At 69.5% G+C, this 16,705-nt stretch carries 16 protein-coding genes; 12 read left to right on the top strand and 4 right to left on the bottom strand.

The features are described 5' to 3' along the window. The first annotated feature begins 615 nt into the window (after positions 1 to 615). The 5 genes from GB864_RS03250 to GB864_RS03230 all read left to right on the top strand — a co-directional run bounded on the left by GB864_RS03250 (position 616) and on the right by GB864_RS03230 (position 6,235). Positions 616 to 1,626, top strand: a complete 1,011-nt coding sequence (locus GB864_RS03250; RefSeq protein ID WP_160422915.1) for an ABC transporter permease — start codon at positions 616 to 618, stop codon at positions 1,624 to 1,626. Further along, complete coding sequence (locus GB864_RS03245) at positions 1,623 to 2,528, top strand: ABC transporter permease (protein ID WP_160422914.1); 906 nt, start codon at positions 1,623 to 1,625, stop codon at positions 2,526 to 2,528. Before GB864_RS03250 ends, GB864_RS03245 begins: the two co-directional genes overlap by 4 nt. A gap of 110 nt (positions 2,529 to 2,638) precedes the next feature. After that, positions 2,639 to 4,204, top strand: coding sequence for an ABC transporter substrate-binding protein (locus tag GB864_RS03240; protein ID WP_160422913.1), 1,566 nt, complete (start codon positions 2,639 to 2,641; stop codon positions 4,202 to 4,204). A 65-nt stretch (positions 4,205 to 4,269) separates the two neighbouring features. Beyond that, the gene (locus GB864_RS03235) at positions 4,270 to 5,265 is read left to right on the top strand and encodes an ABC transporter ATP-binding protein (RefSeq protein ID WP_160422912.1); all 996 of its coding nucleotides are present in this window, start codon (positions 4,270 to 4,272) and stop codon (positions 5,263 to 5,265) included. Beyond that, on the top strand, positions 5,255 to 6,235 hold the full coding sequence (locus GB864_RS03230; RefSeq protein WP_160422911.1) for an ABC transporter ATP-binding protein: 981 nt from the start codon (positions 5,255 to 5,257) through the stop codon (positions 6,233 to 6,235). Before GB864_RS03235 ends, GB864_RS03230 begins: the two co-directional genes overlap by 11 nt. A gap of 186 nt (positions 6,236 to 6,421) precedes the next feature. On the opposite strand, the gene GB864_RS03225 is transcribed toward GB864_RS03230, so the two are convergent. The 4 genes from GB864_RS03225 to GB864_RS03210 all read right to left on the bottom strand — a co-directional run bounded on the left by GB864_RS03225 (position 6,422) and on the right by GB864_RS03210 (position 9,719). Further along, positions 6,422 to 7,189 (bottom strand): SDR family NAD(P)-dependent oxidoreductase, encoded by a 768-nt coding sequence (locus GB864_RS03225; protein WP_160422910.1) that lies wholly within the window; start codon positions 7,187 to 7,189, stop codon positions 6,422 to 6,424. Positions 7,190 to 7,310: 121 nt separating this feature from the next. Beyond that, positions 7,311 to 8,315 carry a cyclase family protein gene (locus GB864_RS03220; protein ID WP_160422909.1) on the bottom strand — a complete coding sequence of 335 codons (1,005 nt, stop codon included), beginning with the start codon at positions 8,313 to 8,315 and terminating at the stop codon, positions 7,311 to 7,313. A 28-nt stretch (positions 8,316 to 8,343) separates the two neighbouring features. Further along, positions 8,344 to 8,547, bottom strand: a complete 204-nt coding sequence (locus GB864_RS03215; protein ID WP_160422908.1) for a ferredoxin — start codon at positions 8,545 to 8,547, stop codon at positions 8,344 to 8,346. Between the two features lie 2 nt (positions 8,548 to 8,549). After that, positions 8,550 to 9,719, bottom strand: a complete 1,170-nt coding sequence (locus GB864_RS03210) for a cytochrome P450 (protein WP_160422907.1) — start codon at positions 9,717 to 9,719, stop codon at positions 8,550 to 8,552. A 154-nt stretch (positions 9,720 to 9,873) separates the two neighbouring features. Between GB864_RS03210 and fdxA the strand changes: the two genes are divergently transcribed. The 7 genes from fdxA to GB864_RS03175 all read left to right on the top strand — a co-directional run bounded on the left by fdxA (position 9,874) and on the right by GB864_RS03175 (position 16,704). Then, positions 9,874 to 10,188 (top strand): ferredoxin, encoded by a 315-nt coding sequence (fdxA, locus tag GB864_RS03205; protein WP_160422906.1) that lies wholly within the window; start codon positions 9,874 to 9,876, stop codon positions 10,186 to 10,188. A 295-nt stretch (positions 10,189 to 10,483) separates the two neighbouring features. Next, positions 10,484 to 11,953 (top strand): MFS transporter, encoded by a 1,470-nt coding sequence (locus GB864_RS03200; RefSeq protein WP_160422905.1) that lies wholly within the window; start codon positions 10,484 to 10,486, stop codon positions 11,951 to 11,953. Between the two features lie 69 nt (positions 11,954 to 12,022). After that, positions 12,023 to 12,898: an SDR family oxidoreductase gene (locus GB864_RS03195; RefSeq protein ID WP_160422904.1), complete on the top strand. Its 876-nt coding sequence runs from the start codon at positions 12,023 to 12,025 to the stop codon at positions 12,896 to 12,898. A gap of 118 nt (positions 12,899 to 13,016) precedes the next feature. Continuing rightward, positions 13,017 to 14,510 (top strand): aldehyde dehydrogenase family protein, encoded by a 1,494-nt coding sequence (locus GB864_RS03190; protein WP_202106949.1) that lies wholly within the window; start codon positions 13,017 to 13,019, stop codon positions 14,508 to 14,510. A 234-nt stretch (positions 14,511 to 14,744) separates the two neighbouring features. After that, positions 14,745 to 16,037: a cytochrome P450 gene (locus tag GB864_RS03185; RefSeq protein ID WP_160422903.1), complete on the top strand. Its 1,293-nt coding sequence runs from the start codon at positions 14,745 to 14,747 to the stop codon at positions 16,035 to 16,037. Continuing rightward, complete coding sequence (locus GB864_RS03180) at positions 16,037 to 16,252, top strand: ferredoxin (RefSeq protein ID WP_160422902.1); 216 nt, start codon at positions 16,037 to 16,039, stop codon at positions 16,250 to 16,252. The genes GB864_RS03185 and GB864_RS03180 overlap by 1 nt, the downstream gene beginning before the upstream one ends. Beyond that, positions 16,249 to 16,704 (top strand): Zn-ribbon domain-containing OB-fold protein, encoded by a 456-nt coding sequence (locus tag GB864_RS03175; protein ID WP_160422901.1) that lies wholly within the window; start codon positions 16,249 to 16,251, stop codon positions 16,702 to 16,704. Before GB864_RS03180 ends, GB864_RS03175 begins: the two co-directional genes overlap by 4 nt. The last annotated feature ends 1 nt before the right edge of the window (position 16,705 follow it).

The following is a 16,705-nucleotide window of genomic DNA, read 5'->3' as shown; positions in this document are numbered from 1 at the left end:
GGTTGCGGCAGGCCGAGGTGTTTGCTGGTGCACTCCTCGATCACGTGCGCAAGCACCGGTGAAACTGTGCGCCGACACCAGGTCGGCCCGGCAGCGCCGGGAGCGGGCCGGGCTGCCGCCGATCGATGCGGAGCAGCACTCTCCGCGCGGGCGGTCGACGCGGTGCTGGACCGGCGAACTCGTACCGATCTCTTGACGAGCGCGGCGATGACTCCGTTCTGACGGGCTGCATGAGTACGGCGATGGCGTCGCAGCAGAGGGATCGATGCGCATCGAGGCTCCGAATCGTGACGGGCGACCAGGGGTCGAAGTCTGAGACACATGGTCGAGTTCTGCGGTTCACTGACGCTCGTATCGCGGCGCTGCTTCGAGCCTCAACGGAACTGACCGTAGGGGACGAGTTCGCCACGCGGCAACAGTATTGAGTCAACACGCTCAATTCCGTTGACAACATCGCTTGAAGTCTGCATGATCCTGCTTGTTGCGTTGGAAAAAAGTCCTGTTCGCTCCAACGAAACAGTAAGCCCCGACTGGGAAATCCAGGCGAGCTCGACAAAGGAGTCCGAGTGCAAGTTTCAAGTTCGAAGCATCCCGTTTCGGCGGGAGGTGCCCCGAATGTGGGCTGACCTCCTCCGACGTGCCGGCTACGCGCTGCTCGTCATCCTGCTCGTCACGATCGGCGTCCAGGCCCTCATGAGCCTCGCCCCGGGATCCGTGGCCGAAGTCATCCTGGGGGAGAACGCGACCCCCGACGCCGTCGCCGAGATGAACGCCGCGCTCGGGTACGACCGACCCTTCGTCGTGCAGTACGTCGACTGGCTGCTCGCCGCGCTGCAGGGCGACCTCGGCACGTCGCCCATCACCCACATCCCGGTCATGGAGTCCATCGCTCAGCGGCTGCCGGTGACGCTCGAACTCGCGGTGCTCGCGCTCGTGATCGCGCTCGCCGTGTCGATCCCCCTCGCCGTGCTCTCGGCCGCCTTCCCGAACAGCGCGCTCGACCGCGGGATCAACGCCGTGACCTCGGCGTTCCTCTCCATCCCCGCGTTCGTCGCCGGTCCGGTCCTCATCTTCATCTTCGCCGTGTCCCTGAAAGTGCTGCCGGCGCTCGGCTGGGTGCCGATCGAGGACGGCCTCGGGCCGAACCTGCGCAGCGCGATCCTCCCGGCGATCGCCGTCGCGCTCACCGAGATCGCAGCGTTCCACCGCGTCCTGCGAGCCGATCTCATCGGCACGCTCCGCGAAGACTTCGTCGCCGCGGCGCGTGCGAAGGGGATGACCGGCGGCTACGTCATGTTCCGCCACGCATTCCGGCCCTCGTCGTTCTCGCTGCTGACGATCTCGGGCCTCAGCCTCGCCCGCCTCATCGGCGGCACCATCATCGTCGAAGCGCTGTTCGTGCTCCCGGGGCTCGGCCAGTTCATCTCGACCTCGATCGTCCAGCGCGACATCGTCGCGGTGCAGGGAGTCGTCGCCTTCATCGCCGTCGGCTTCGTCGTCATCAACATGCTCGTCGACGTCGGCTACGGCGCGATCGACCCCCGGGTCCGTCGCACGCCGAAGGCGGCCCGCCGCACTCGTGCGGGCGTCACGCGAAACGCAACCGGGAAGGCGGTGTCGGCATGACCGTGATCACCAGGAGCACGTTGCCGGAGCAGTCCGCGCCCGCCGGCATCCGGCGGTTCGCACCTCCGGTCGTCGCACCGCCCAAGAAGCGGCACTCCGTACTCGTCTGGTTCTCCTACGGCTGGATCGGGCTCATCGTGTTCCTCGCGGTGTTCGCCTCCGTGCTGCCGATCGCCTCGATCGACGCGGTCGTCGGTCCGCCGCGTCAACCGCCGCAGCTCGGGCCGATCGACACACTGCTCGGCACCGACGGCACGGGACGCTCCCTCTTGTCGCGCCTGATCTACGGCGGCCAGGTGTCGCTCGTCGTCGGCACGGTCTCGGCGGCCGGCGGTGTCATCCTCGGCACGATCCTCGGCCTGCTCGCCGGGTACTTCCGCAAGGGTGTCGACTGGGTCGTCACTCTCGTCGCCGACGTCCTGCTCTCGTTCCCCGCGCTCGTGCTGCTGCTCGCGATCACCTCGATCCTCTCGCCGAGCGTTCCGACGCTGCTCGTCGGGCTGGCGCTCACGAGCACCCCGACCTTCATCCGCCTCGCCCGCGCCAACACGATGGCGTGGACGAGTCGCGAGTTCGTCCGGGCCGCCCGGAACATGGGGGCGACCGACCGCCGCATCCTGCTCCGCGAGATCCTGCCCAACGTCGTGCCGACCATCGCCGCCTACCTCCCGCTCGTCATCGCGGCCCTCATCGTCGCGGAGGGCTCGCTGAGCTTCCTCGGCCTCGGCGTGCCGCCGCCGACGCCGAGCTGGGGCGGCATGATCAACGCCGGCGCGACCGAGTTGCGCACCTCGCCCTACCTCGTCTTCGTTCCCGCGACCGTGCTGTTCCTGACCGTGTTCGCGCTGAACCAGGCCGGCGAGCACCTGCGCCTGCGATTCGACCGCACGCTGCACGACTGACCCGCTCCTCACCCACAATCCCGCCGACGCCCCGCCCGACCCGTCGCGCCGTTCGGCGACCCCGGAATCCCGTGATTCCGCACACCACCACCAAGAGAAAGCAGGACCCCATGTTCACCAGGAAGCGATCGACGCTGATCGCCGCCGTGGCCGCGGCAGCGCTGCTGTTCACCGGCTGCGCCGGAACCGACGACGGAGCGACGAGCGTCGCCGACGCGGGATCCGGCGAGCCCGTCTCGGGCGGCACGTTGCGCGTGCTCGAGATGGTCCAGCCCACCGGATTCGACCCCGTGCAGGTCTTCAGCTCGACCTCCATGCCGATCACGTACACCGCGCTCTACGGGCAGTTCGTCATCGCGAACCCCGAGACGGGCGGCTACGACTGCGGGCTGTGCGAGTCGTTCACCACGGCCGACGGCGGCGCCACCTGGGACGTCGTGACGCGCGAAGGCCTGACGTTCACGGACGGCACCCCGTTCGACGCCGAGGCCATCAAGTACAACTGGGACCGCATGAAGGACCCGGCGCTCGGCTCGGCCAGCGCCGGGGTCGCGAGCCAGATCGACCACATCGAGATCGTCGACCCCCGCACCGCGAGGCTGCACATGGTCGTGCCGACGCCGGGGTTGCTCGGCCTCATGCCGATCTACTCCCTGCAGTGGATCGCCTCGCCGACCGCCCTCGAGCAGGGCCAGGAGGCGTTCAACAAGAACCCGATCGGGGCCGGACCGTTCGTGCTCGAGAGCTGGACGCAGGGCGGCACCGTCAAGCTGGTCCGCAACGACGACTACGCCGGTGACCCCGCCTACCTGGACGCGATCGAGGTCCAGGGCGTCGCCGACGGCACCCAGCGGCTCAACGCCCTCATCTCGGGACAGGCCGACATCGTCATGAACTCCGACCCGGCGCTCTTCGCCGAGTCCGAGTCCGCCGGCTACGTCAACTCCGTCTACACCTTCAACGGCGGCGTCGGCTTCATGTTCAACACGGCGAAGGCGCCATTCGACGACGTACGCGCCCGCCAGGCGCTCGCGTACGCTCTCGACCTGGAAGCGATCAATTCGGCCGTCAACAAGGGCACCGGCGGCACTCCGAAGACGCTGTTCCAGAAGAACTCCCCGTTCTACGAGGACATCCCGCTCCAGACCCAGGATTCCGAGAAGGCGCAGGAACTCTTCGACGAGCTCGCCGCCGAGGGCAAGCCGGTCGAGTTCGCCTACACCGTGTTCCCCGGCGTCGGCGCCGCGACCTTCGATGCCCTCCAGGCGCAGCTCGCCGAGTACGACAACGTCACCGTCACGGCCGACCAGCGCGACTCCTCGGAGCAGGGCGTCGTCACGACGACGGGCGACTACAACCTCGCGACCTCCTCGCTCGCGTTCGTCGACCCGGCCTCCCGCCTGTGGGGCGCCCTGAGCGGCGATGCCGACCGCACCAACTACTCGCGCATCGACGACCCCGAGCTGAACGAGGCCCTCGACGCGGCGGTCGCCGCGGAGGATCAGGACGCGCAGCACGAACAGTGGACCCTCGTGCAGGAGCGCCTCGTCGAGGTCGTGCCGTACCTGCTCTTCCAGGAGTACCTGAACGGCGCGATCTCCACCGACCAGGTGCACGGCATCCACATGTACGGCTACACGACGCCCGCGGCGGCGGACATCTGGATCCAGCCCTGACCGCGATCCCGGGAGTGCGGGGCCACGGCCCCGCCCCCGGGATCCCTCACCCGGAAGGATGAAGGATGAGTGAACTGCTCCTGGAGGTCACCGACCTCCACGCGTACATCGGCTCGCCGCGCGGTGTGGTGAAGGCCGTCGACGGGGTCTCGTTCGAAGTGCGCCGCGGCGAAGCCCTCGGCATCGTGGGCGAGTCCGGGTCGGGCAAGTCGGTCATGGCGCGGGCGATCATGGGCCTCATGCCCGCGCGATCGGCTCGCACCGGTGAGCTCCGATTCGACGGCAAGGACCTGCTCGGCCTGTCGAAACAGGACCTCCGGCAGATCTGGGGCCCCGAGATCGCCATGGTCTTCCAGGACCCGGGCCGGTCGCTGAACCCCGTGGTGCGCATCGAACGCCAGCTCACGGAGGGCATGCGCCGCCACCTCGGCGTCTCCCGAAGCGAGGCGAACTCGCGCGCGCTCGACCTGCTCAAGGAAGTCGGCGTCCCCGACCCCGAACGGCGCCTCCGCGCGTACCCGCACGAGCTCTCCGGCGGCATGCGTCAGCGCGTCATGATCGCCGTCGCGCTCTCATGCGAACCGACGCTGCTCATCGCCGACGAACCGACGACCGCGCTCGACGTGACGATCCAGCGCCAGGTCCTCGACCTGCTCCGACGCGTGCAGCGGGAACGCGGGATGTCGCTCATGCTGATCTCCCACGACCTCCACGTCGTCGCCGGCCGGACCGACCGCACCGCGGTGATGTACGCGGGCCGGCTCGCGGAGATCGGCGGCAGCCACGACGTGTTCGAGGAGCCCCAGCACCGCTATACGAGCGCGCTGCTCGGCGCGACGCCGTCGATCGAGCATCAGCGCCACGCGCCGCTCGACGTCATCTCGGGCTCGCTGCCGTCGCCGACCGATCCGCCCGCCGGCTGCCGGTTCGCGCCGCGCTGCGCCGCGGCTTCGGCCGCCTGCGAGACCGAGCAACCCCCGATGGTCGACGTCGGCGCCGGCCACGCGGCCGCCTGCTTCCACCCGGTGAACATGAAAGAAGGTGAGCTCGTTGGCCGGTAGCGGCAGCGCGCACCTGCGCGGCGATGCGGCGATCCTCTCCGTCGAAGACCTCGAGGTCGAGTACCACACGGCGCGCGGCGCCTTCAAAGCGGTCGCGGGCGTCAGCTTCGACCTGCTGCCCGGCGAGACCCTCGGCATCGTCGGCGAGTCCGGCTGCGGCAAGTCGACGACGGGTCGCGCGGTGCTGAAGCTCGACCCGATCGCCGGCGGCCGCGTGCGCTATCGCGAGGACGACATCGTCGCAGCATCGCCGAACCGCATGCGGGAACTGCGACGCGACATGCAGATGATCTTCCAGGACCCGGTGAGCTCGCTCAATCCGCGCCGCTCGGTCAAGGAGCTCGTGATGGAGGGCGCCGCGATCGCCGGCGTCGCGAAGTCGAAGCGGGACGCCGAGGCGCCCGAGATCCTCACGCAGGTCGGATTGCCGAGCGAGCGCTTCGCGGAAATGCTGCCGCGGCAGCTCTCCGGCGGGCAGGCGCAGCGCGTGGCGATCGGGCGCGCGCTCGCCGTGCAGCCGGGCCTACTCATCTGCGACGAGCCCGTCTCGGCGCTCGACGTCTCGGTGCAGGCGCAGGTGCTCAACCTGCTCGAGGAGCTCAAGGCGAAGTACGACCTCACGATCGTCTTCATCGCCCACGACCTCGGCGTCGTGCGCAGCTTCAGCGACAAGGTGCTCGTGATGTACCTCGGCAAGACGTGCGAGTTCGGCGACTCGATCGAGGTGTACGCGCGCCCCGCGCATCCGTACACCCGCGGCCTGCTCGACTCCGTGCCGTCCCCGGAGAGCGAGGAGGGCTTCGCCGGCCCGGCGCTCGGCGGCGACATCCCGTCGCCGCTCAGCCCGCCCTCGGGATGCCGGTTCCGCACGCGCTGCCCGATCGCGCAGGAGCGCTGCGCCACGGAGGAGCCGGAGATGCGGGAGGTGCGCCCGGGCCAGTACGCGGCGTGCCACTTCCCGCTCGACTGAGAGCCGACCGACCGAGAAGGTGCCGGCCGCGTTCCCGCGGCCGGCACCCTCGTCGTCGTGGCGGCGGTTACCGGGCCACGGGCATCGCAGGCACGCCGGCGTCACCGAGCGCGGCGAACCGCACCGACGAGCGCGTGCCGACGGCGGCACCGGCAGTCGTCGCATCGCCCTGCCCGGATCTCGTGCTCATTCGACGGAGGTCGTCGAAGTCGAGGCGCCGCCGTCGACGGGTACGATCGCGCCCGTCATGAACGAGGCCGCGTCGGAGAGGAGGAAGACGACCGGTTCGGCGATCTCCTCCGGCTCGGCGAGGCGCTTGAGCACCTGACCGGCGGTCACCGGGCCGATGTAGGCCTCGGGCAGGTCCTTCGTGAGGCCGGTCCGGACGACGCCGGGGCAGACCGCATTGACGCGGATGCCGTACCGGCCGTACTCGAGCGCAGCGCTCTTCGTGTAGCCGACGATGCCGTGCTTCGCGGCGGTGTACGGACCGGTGAGCGGCGAGGGGAAGAGGCCCGCGAGGGACGCCGTGTTCACGATCGAGCCGCCGCCGTGCTCCTTCATGTAGCGCAACTCGTGCTTGAGGCAGAAATAGGGCCCCTCGAGGTAGAGCTTGAGCGCCCAGGCGTTGAGGTCGCTGTCGTAGTCGGCGAGCTCGTGCTGCGCGATGCCGCCGGCAGCGTTGTTGTGCGCGAAGTCGAGCGAGCCGTAGCGCCGGGCGACCGAGTCGACGAGCGCGGCGACGGATGCCTCGTCGGTGATGTCGGTGTGCTGAAACGCCGCGGTGCCGCCGGCCGTCTCGATGAGTCGGACGGTCTCGAGCCCGGGTTCGTCTGCGATGTCGGCGATGACGACCTTCGCGCCGCGGGCGGCGAGGAGGAGTGCGGTCGCGCGGCCGATGCCGCTTCCGGCGCCGGTCACCAGGCCGGCCTTGCCCTCGAAGGACGTGGTCATGTGCTGCTCCGTTTCTGGGGTGTCGGATGTTCGGGTGGTACGTTCCTCGGGCGCGCGACGCGAGCGGGGCCGGCTTCCCCTCTCCAGGGACGCCGGCCCCGCTCGCGGTCCGTGCAGCGGCTCAGTAGAGCAGCAGCGGATTGATCAGCACGCCCGTCGAGCGGTGGATCGCGGTCGGGGCCGCCACGACGAGCCCGGTGGAGGCGCCCGCCTCCCGGAGCGTCGCGACCGCGGGTCCGAGCAGGCAGTTGTCGACGATGCAGAGCCCGATCGCGGAGATCAGGTTGTGCACCTCGAGGGAGCCGCGTGCGTTGTCCCGCGCGTCGTGGAAGTCCCAGAGCAGCAGCCCGGGCTCCTTCGACGCGATCCAGGCGGCGCCGTCGGCGCCGATGCCGGGGCGGGTGACCGCCGCGGCGCCGCTGGGGTAGACGTTGCCGGCGGCCTCGTAGCGGTCGCGGCCCTGGTAGACGACGAGGGCGTCGCCCGGCTGGAAGTCGACCCCGGTCGCGGCGAGGGCGCGCTCGAGCTCGTCGGCCGTCACGGCCTCTCCTGCGGCGACCCACTCGACGCCGCGGGCGGCCGCGATGTCGAGCACCACGGCGCGCGTCGCGATGCCGTGCTGCGCCCAGTGCACCATCGTGTCCTCGTCGGTCTGCGAGGCCTCGATCGGGATCGGCCCGTGCCAGGTGCCGTCGGCTCCGATGTGGGCGAGCCCGTCGAGGTGGGTGTTGTGCACGCCGTGCGCGTCGTACGAGATCGTGTCGCCGCCGTGGGCATGCCGCCCGTGCGCGCCGATCGCGACCTGCAGGTCGACGCTGCCGTGCCCGTTCGGGAGCTCGGCGTTGCCGAGGGCGCGCCACTGGGCGGCTTCGGCCTCGGCGATCGATCGGCCGTCGGCGAGGCGGTCGGGACGGGTCTCGACCTCCTTCTCGAGCGAGATCGCGCGGCCGAGGCGCACGGATGCGATGCCGCGCAGGCGCGCGGCCTCGTCGATGAGCGCGACGGAGCCGCGGCACTGGACGCCGTCCTCGTGGCGTGCGGCCTCGTGGTCGTCGGCGATGCGGCGGAGCCAGGGCTCGTAGGGGTCGGGCAGCGCCTCGGGGGCGGCGGTCTGCTCCAAAGTCATCCGTTGTTCCAATCTCTGTTCGTCGGGCTCACGCCGACTGCTCGGAGAGCACGAGCGAGCGGCTCGGGCAGATCTGCACGGCCTCGGTCGCGCGGGCGAGTTCGTCGCCGGCCGACGGTTGCGGCCGCAGCACGAGCACGATGCCGTCGTCGTCCTGGTCGAACGCGTCGGGGTCGGTGAACACGCACTGGCCGGAGCCGATGCACGTGGAGCGGTTCGCGGTCAGTTCCATGGTCACCACGCCACCGGGAGCGTGTAGACGCCGTAGTTCGGACCCCACTCCTTGAAGGAGATGTCGTCGAACGAGCCGTCGAACCGCAGCGTCGGGATCCGTCGGACGACCGCTTCGAGCACGACCTCGAGCTCGAGGCGCGCGAGGTTCTGGCCGAGGCACTGGTGCGGGCCGAAGCCGAACGCGACGTGGTTGCGGGCGCCGCGGGTGAAGTCGATGACGTCCGGGTTCGGGAAGACCTCCGGGTCGCGGTTCGCCGTGTTGCACAGGGCGAAGACCGAGTCGCCGGCGGGGATCACGACGCCGCCGACCTCGAGGTCCGCCGTCGCGAGGCGGAGGCCGCCGATCTCGGCGATCGTGAAGTAGCGCAGGAGTTCCTCGACGGCGCCGGGGATGAGCTTCGGGTCGTCGCGCAGCTGCTGCAGGAGTTCGGGCTTGTCGAGGAGCGTCGCGACGCAGAGCGAGATCATGTTTGCGGTGGTCTCGTGGCCGGCGATGAGCAGCAGGAAGCCGATGCCGGTGAGTTCCTCGGGGGAGGCCCCGGCGGCGAGCTGGCGGCTCAGGATGTCGTCGCCGGGCTGCTCGACTCGCGCGGCGACGAGGCCGCCGATGTACTGCTTGAGGGCGCCCATCGCCGCGACGCGCTCCTCGGGCGTCGCGTCGGCCTCGACGAACATGGCGCTGTTCTCTTGGAAGAGTGCGTGGTCCTCGAAGGGGACGCCGAGCAGTTCCGCGATCACCACGGACGGCACCGGCAGGGAGAGCGCTTCGACCAGGTCGGCCGAGTTCCCGCTCGCGAGCATCGTGTCGATCGTCTCCTCGACGATCTCCTCGATGCGGGGGCGCATGAGGCCGATCTTCTTGACCGTGAACTCGCCCATGATGCGCACGCGCTGCGCGGTGTGCTCCGGCGGGTCCATCTCGATGAGGTTCTTGAGTTTGCTCGCGGACGTGTAGCCGGCGAAGGTCGGGTGTCCGGGCAGCGAGCGGTCCGAGCTGAAGCGGGCGTCGCCGAGCACGGTGCGTACGTCGGCGTGCTTGGTGATCGCCCAGATCGTCGTGTCGTTGCGCCACGGCACCTGGCTGACCGGCGCCTCGCGCTGGAGGCGGAGGTGCTCGGCCGGGGGGTTGTACGGGTCGACGCGTTGCGTCGAGAAGGTCGCTGTCGTCATCGAGCTCTCCTGTCGTGAACAGCTTTGGTCACATCTGTGCTTCGTGATGCTAGATTTGAAATCTAGCGCTTAGAAGTTCCGTCAGTGTACTCATCCCGGCGGGGTGAGTCCAGACGGGCCGATCCGGACGACGAAGTCGAGGAGGACGAACGAGATGGCATTCGTGGTGACGCAGGCGTGCGTCGATGTGAAGGACAAGAGCTGCATCCAGGTGTGCCCAGCGGACTGCCTGTTCGAGGGTGGCCGGATGATGTACATCAACCAGGATCTCTGCATCAACTGCGGCGCCTGCGAGGCGGTCTGCCCGACGCAGGCGATCCGGTACGACGACGAGCTCGACGGCGAGGACGAGCACTTCATCCAGGTGAACGAGCAGTTCTTCGAGGGGCTCGACATCTCGAAGGGCGGCCGGAAGCTCGGGCTCGTCGAGCGCGATGCGGACTTCGTCGCGGCGCTGCCGCCGGCCTGACGGTCGTACGCGAACGGCCCGCCGAGCACTGCTCGGCGGGCCGTTTTCGTTTCGCTTGAACTAAGCAGGCGCGCTCAAAAAAGACCTCTCATCCGCGTTGACATCCGAGAAGTCGTGCCGCACACTGTTCCTGTTGTAAGGATCAAGCGTTCCTTAGAACAGAACATAGCGAAGCAACGAAGCAACGACAAGCGGTGGCGCTGGAGCCGCCGCGATGTTCCCCGAAACACCGGGCGACGCGTGCGTGGACCGCACGGGGCGCGCCCGGCGCCGTACCTCAATGTGGAGAGTGGCAATGACCTCAACCCAGACGTCCGATCCGACGACCGCGAAGCGTCGTCCGATCGGATTCGTGATCGCCGTCCTGATGCTCGTGGCGATCGTCAGCTCGTTCGAGTCGACGATGATGTACACGGCACTGCCCGGGTTGATCACGGAGTTCGACAGCACCGAGAGCGCGGTGAGCTGGGTGCTCACCGGCTTCCTGCTCGTCGGCGCCGCATCCGCGGCGATCAGCGGCAGGCTCGGGGACATCTTCGGCCGTAAGCGGGTGCTCGTCATCCTGCTCGTCGCCTCGATCGCCGGTTCCGTCATCAGCCTGCTCGCCGCCGACATCTCCGGCGTCATCATCGGTCGCGCGGTGCAGGGCCTCGCGGGCGGTCTGCTGCCGCTCTGCTTCGGCATCATCCGCGAGGCGGTCGCCGCGAAGTCCCTCACCGTGGCGGTCTCGCTCGTGGCGGGCACGGCCATGCTGGCCGGCGCCGCGGGCAACATCATCGCCGGCGTCATCATCGACTCGGCGGGTTGGCGCTACATCTTCGTCGCGGCGATCGCTATGACCGTCGTCACCGTCGTCGGCGCGCTCTTCCTCCACGGCTCCACCCCGGAGGGGCCACGCGACCGCATCGACTGGCTCGGCGGCATCCTCTTCGCCCCCGGCCTCGCGCTGGTGCTCTTCGGCATCAACGCCGCCCACGGCCTCGGCTGGGTCTCGCCGGTCGTTCTCGGATGCATCGGCCTCGGCGTCCTCGTGCTCGTCGGCTGGTACTTCTGGGAGCGCCGCCACGCGACGCCGATGGTCAACGTGCGCCTGTTCTCGCAGCGTAATCTCGGCCTCACGATGCTCGCGGCCGCCCTGCTCGGCATCCCGATGGGCATGGCCGGCTACCTCGGCCAGTTGATCATGCAGTACCCGACCGAGGCTCCCGTCGGCTTCGGCCTGGCCGCCGCGGCCGCCGGCGCCGTGTCCTTCGCGATCGGCCTGTTCGGCTTCGCCCTCTCGCCGCTCAGCGGCCGCATCGCCCGCAACGGCCGCGCGCGCATCTCGCTGATGATCGGTGCCGGCGCGGGCGTCCTCGCAGCCGTCCTGACGGCGCTCGGCGCCGCGGTGATGCACTCGTTCCCGATGTTCATCGTCAGCCAGGTGGTGCTCACCGTCTCGACGGCGTTCGTCCTCTCGGCACTGCCCATGCTCGTCGTCGAGAGCTCGCCGGCGAAGAACACGAGCGAGGCGACCGGCATGTACACCGTCATCCAGACCGCGTTCTCGGGCGTCGGCACGTCGCTCAGCACGTCGATCATGGCGGGCTACATCGCCGAGGGCTCGCACTTCTCGTCGGAGGCCGGCTACATCGCGGTCTTCACGCTTATCGCGGTGCTCTCGCTCGCCGCGTTCGTCATCGCCGCGCTCCTCCGCACCCCGAAGGGCGCTGCCTCCCAGGTCCGGGCCGGCGAGGAAGCGGCGGTCATCGTCCCGGTGCACTGACCGCCTGGACCGAACCAGGGCGGGCCGCCGGAAAGCGGCCCGCCCGATCAACCAGCAAGGAGCAATGGAATGTCCGACTACTTCGGCTACGCCGGCAAGACGGTCGTCGTCACCGGTGCCGCGTCCGGCATGGGCCGTGCGCTCACCGAGATCCTCGTCGACCTCGGTGCGAACGTCTACGCACTCGACCGAGTCGAGCCGCCGGTGCCCGGCATCGCGAAGTCGATCATCGCGAACCTCGGCGAGCAGGCCTCCATCGACGCCGCCTTCGCCGAGATCCCCGAGCGCATCGACGCGTTCTTCGGGATCGCCGGCATCTCGGGCGTGCACAACACGTTCATGGAGACGATGACGGTCAACTTCGTCTCGAACAAGTACGTGACCGACACCTACCTCGTCGACCGCGTCGTCGAGCACGGCTCGATCACGTTCGTCACCTCGAACGGCGGCGTGCGCTGGGAGACCCCCGCGATCCGCGAGGAGCTCGAGCCGTTCGTGCGCGGCGGCGACTGGGACGACGTCGTCGGCCGCCTGACCGCCTACGAGGCCGAGTTCGGCTCCATCCCCGGCTCGCTCGGCTACATCTTCTCCAAGCGCGCCCTCAACCTGTGGGTCGCCGAGCAGGTCTCGCGCCTCGCGGACCTCCGCAAGATCCGCGTGAACGCGGTGCTGCCGGCCATGACCGTCTCGGGCATGCTCGCCGAGTTCGCCGAGATGAAGGGCGGCCAGGACAAGGTCGAGGCCGAGGTCGGCCCCGCCGGCCGCCTCGCCGAGTCCGTCGACATGGCGCGCGTGCTCGCGTTCCTCGGCAGCGACCTCGCCGGCTACGTCTCCGGTTCGCACCTGTCCGTCGACTTCGGCATGAACGCCCTCGAGCTCGCCGGGATCGCTCCCGACCGGCTCGGCTGGACCCTCCGCGGGGTCCTCTCGCGTCAGGCCGCTTGACCGCCCAGCGCGGGCATCCGTCGCTGGATGCCCGCGCAGCGGGCGCCGCGCGCCCGACCGAATACGGCCCGGGGCATCCGCCCCGGATCCGGCAACACGATGAAGTGAGGAGAGACACGTGACCGACGTGCTCACGGTCCGAGGGACCCCGATCAGCCTGCAGCACCCCGACAGCCTGTACATCGACGGCGAATGGCGCGCCGCCACCGGCGAGCGCAAGCTCGACGTCATCGATGCCGCGACCGAGGAGGTCTTCCTCCAGATCGGCGAGACGTCGACTCAGGACATGGACGCGGCCATCGCCGCGGCCCGCCGCGCGTTCGACCACTCGCCGTGGCCGTTCCTCGAGCCGAAGGAGCGCGCCGAGTACCTCCGCAAGTTCGCGGCCGGCATGCGCGCCCGCGCCGAGCAACTCGCGACCTTCTGGAGCCGCGAGGTCGGCGCCACGTACCGGATGGCCGTGCCCTCGATGTCGCGCGTGCCCGCGCTCTTCGACTACTACGCCGACCTCGCCGAGACCTACGAATGGGAGAAGCGGGACCAGCCCGAGTTCTCCGCCTTCGGCGTCGTCGTGAGCGAGCCCGTCGGCGTCGTCGGCGCGATCGTCGCGTGGAACACCCCGCTCTCGCTCGCCGCGTACAAGATCGCGCCGGCGCTCCTCGCGGGCTGCACGATCGTGCTGAAGGCCCCGCCGGAGTCGCCCGGCGAGCTCTACCTCCTCGCGGAGATCGCCGACGAGATCGGCCTGCCCAAGGGCGTGTTCAACGTCGTCAACGGCCACCGCGGCGTCTCGGAGCAACTCGTGCGCGACCCGCGCGTCGACAAGGTCGCCTTCACCGGCTCGAGCCCGGTCGGCCGCCAGATCGCGTCGGCGGCCGGCGAGCGCCTCGCCCGGTTCACCCTCGAACTCGGCGGCAAGTCGGCGGCGGTCGTCCTCGACGACTACGACCTCGGCACGGCCGCCGCGGCCATCGCCCAGCAGGAGTGCTCGATCAGCGGCCAGGTCTGCATGTCGCTCACCCGCGTCATCGTGTCCAAGCACCGCCACGACGAGATGGCGGCGGCGCTCGGTGCCGCCTTCGGTGCCAAGCGGGTCGGCGACCCGTTCGACCCCGAGACCGACCTCGGCCCGGTCGCCATGGCGAAGCAGCAGCAGAGCGTCCTGAACCACATCGAGGCGGGCAAGCGCGAGGGCGCGACGCTCGTCGCGGGCGGCGGCGTGCCGTCGCACTTCGAGCGCGGCTACTTCATCGAGCCGACGGTCTTCGCGAATGTGGACAACGCCTCGACGATCGCCCAGGAGGAGATCTTCGGCCCGGTGCTCTCGGTCATCCCGGCCGAGAACGAGGAGCACGCGATCCAGCTCGCCAACGAGACGCAGTACGGCCTGAACAACGCGGTGTTCACGGACGACGTCGAGCGGGCCTGGTACGCGACGCGACGCTTCCGCTCGGGCACGGCCGGCAACAACGGCTTCAAGACCGACACCCGGATGGGCTTCGGCGGCTTCAAGCAGTCCGGCGTCGGCCGCGAGGGCGGCATCCAGGGCCTCGCGCCCTACCTGGAGACGAAGACGATCCTGCTCGACGGGGTCCCGAAACGCTTCCAGTGAACTCCGTCCGCCCCGGCGCCGAACGGCGCCGGGGCGGCCCCTCGCCGATCGCTTGACAGCCGCTGAGTGAGACGCGAAGCTTAATGGTACCGTTCAACGGTACGCATGTTCGGTAATACGGAACAAAGCAGTTCTTGCACCACCTGAGCGCGGCACGGCGGCAGGGCCGGCACTGATCCGACGTCGTTTCAGCCGAGGCCCCCAGCCCTGCATCGCCGAGAGAGGAACCCCACGATGAGCACCGCCCTGACGAACCCCACCGACATCGATTTCTTCACCGACCAAGACGTCGCGGCGAAGGCCGAGCCGTGGTTCGACCACATGCTCGCCAACCACCCCGTCTTCCGGGAGCCGAAGTACGGCGTCGTGATCGTCACCGGCTACGAGGAGGCCCTGCAGGTCTACCACCAGCCCGAGGTCTACTCGTCGATCAACCGCACCGGCGGCCCGGTCGTCGACCTGCCCTTCGAGGTCGTCGGCGACGACATCTCCGAACTCCTCGAGCAGCACCGCTCGTTCTTCCCGCAGAACGACCAGATCGTCACCTTCGACCCGCCCATCCACACCGACCACCGTGCGATCCTCATGGGCCTCATCACGCCGAAGCGCCTCAAGGAGAACGAGCAGTTCCTCAAGGACACCGCCGACCGCTACCTCGACGGCATCCTGCCGAAGGGCGAGAGCGAGTTCATCTGGGACTACTGCAAGGGCTTCACGATCCTCGCCGTCGCCGACCTGCTCGGCGTGCCCGTCGAGGACCACGGCTTCCTCCTCGACACCCTCGCCGCAGAGCCGGGCCCCGTGCTCGGCAACCTCGAGCTGCAGGCCAACCACCACAACAGCATCGAGAAGCTCTACGGCTACTTCATCGCGAAGATCGAGGAGCGCCGCGCCGAGCCGCAGGACGACGTCCTGACCGGCATGGCCCTCGCGACCTTCCCTGAAGGCGGTCTGCCCGAGCCCATCGAGGTCGCCCGTATCGCCGCGAACATGTTCGCCGCCGGTCAGGAGACCACGGTGCAGCTCATGGGCATCTGCTTCCAGCGCCTCGCGGAGGACGCCGAGCTGCAGGAGCGCCTGCGGAACGACTTCACCCTCATCCCGAAGTTCATCGAGGAGACGTTGCGCGTCGAGGCCCCGATCAAGGGCTCGTTCCGCCTCGTGAAGCGCCCCACCGAGATCGGCGGCCTCGAGCTCGCCCCCGGCACCGTCGTCATGCTGCTGCACGGCGCGTCCGGCCGCGACGGCCGCGTCTTCCAGGACCCCGCGACGTTCGACACCGAGCGCCCGAACGCCCGCCAGCACCTCGCCTTCGGCCGCGGCATCCACACGTGCCCGGGCGCCCCGCTGGCCCGCGCCGAGGCCGTCTTCACCATCCAGCGCTTCCTCGAGCGCACGACGAGCATCACGATCGACGAGCGCAAGCACGGGGCGGTCGACGAGCGCGAGTGGAACCTCATCCGCAGCTACAAGTTCCGCGGTCACACGCACCTCTACCTCAAGCACGACGAGGCGGTGGCGTCCTGATGTCCACCGACCTCCTGACGGTCGACCGCGACCGCTGCATGGGCTCCGGCCAGTGCACCTTCTACGCGCCGGCGACCTTCGACCTCGACGACATCAGCGTGGCGATCGTGATCGACGACCACGGCGACGCCGACGACAAGATCCAGCAGGCCATCGACGTGTGCCCGACGCGCGCCATCGCGCGGGCCCTCGCGGAGAACGGAGTGAACGCATGACCGCCGCGACCGCGACCGAGGTGCTCGTCTCCAGCCCCGTCGCCGACCTCGAGTCCGACGGGCTCCTCGGCGAGTTCCCCGAAGGGCCCCGGCTCGTCGGCACGACCTGCGACGCCTGCGGCAACACCATGATCGGCACCCGCATCGTCTGCAGCGACTGCGTCGGCACCGACGTCACGCGCGTCGCCCTGCCGACCGCCGGCGTGCTCTACACCTTCACCCGTCTGCACGTGGGCGCCGAGGGCGTCCGTCCCCTCGGCTACGTCGATTTCGATGGCGACGTGCGCACCCTCGCCGACCTCCGCGAGACCGAGGATGCTCCGCTGATGCCCGGCATCCGAGTCGCCCTCGGCGTCGACGGGGATGCCTGGTGGTTCGCGCCCGAAGCGACCGACGCATCCATCGCGCCCGCCGCGACCGAAGCAACCGAAGCATCCGAAGAGGAGAAGTGAC

Origin of the sequence: Agromyces seonyuensis (assembly GCF_009789225.1) — a bacterium.
GTDB lineage: Bacteria > Actinomycetota > Actinomycetes > Actinomycetales > Microbacteriaceae > Agromyces > Agromyces seonyuensis.
This window is presented reverse-complemented; position numbering and strand designations above follow the sequence as displayed.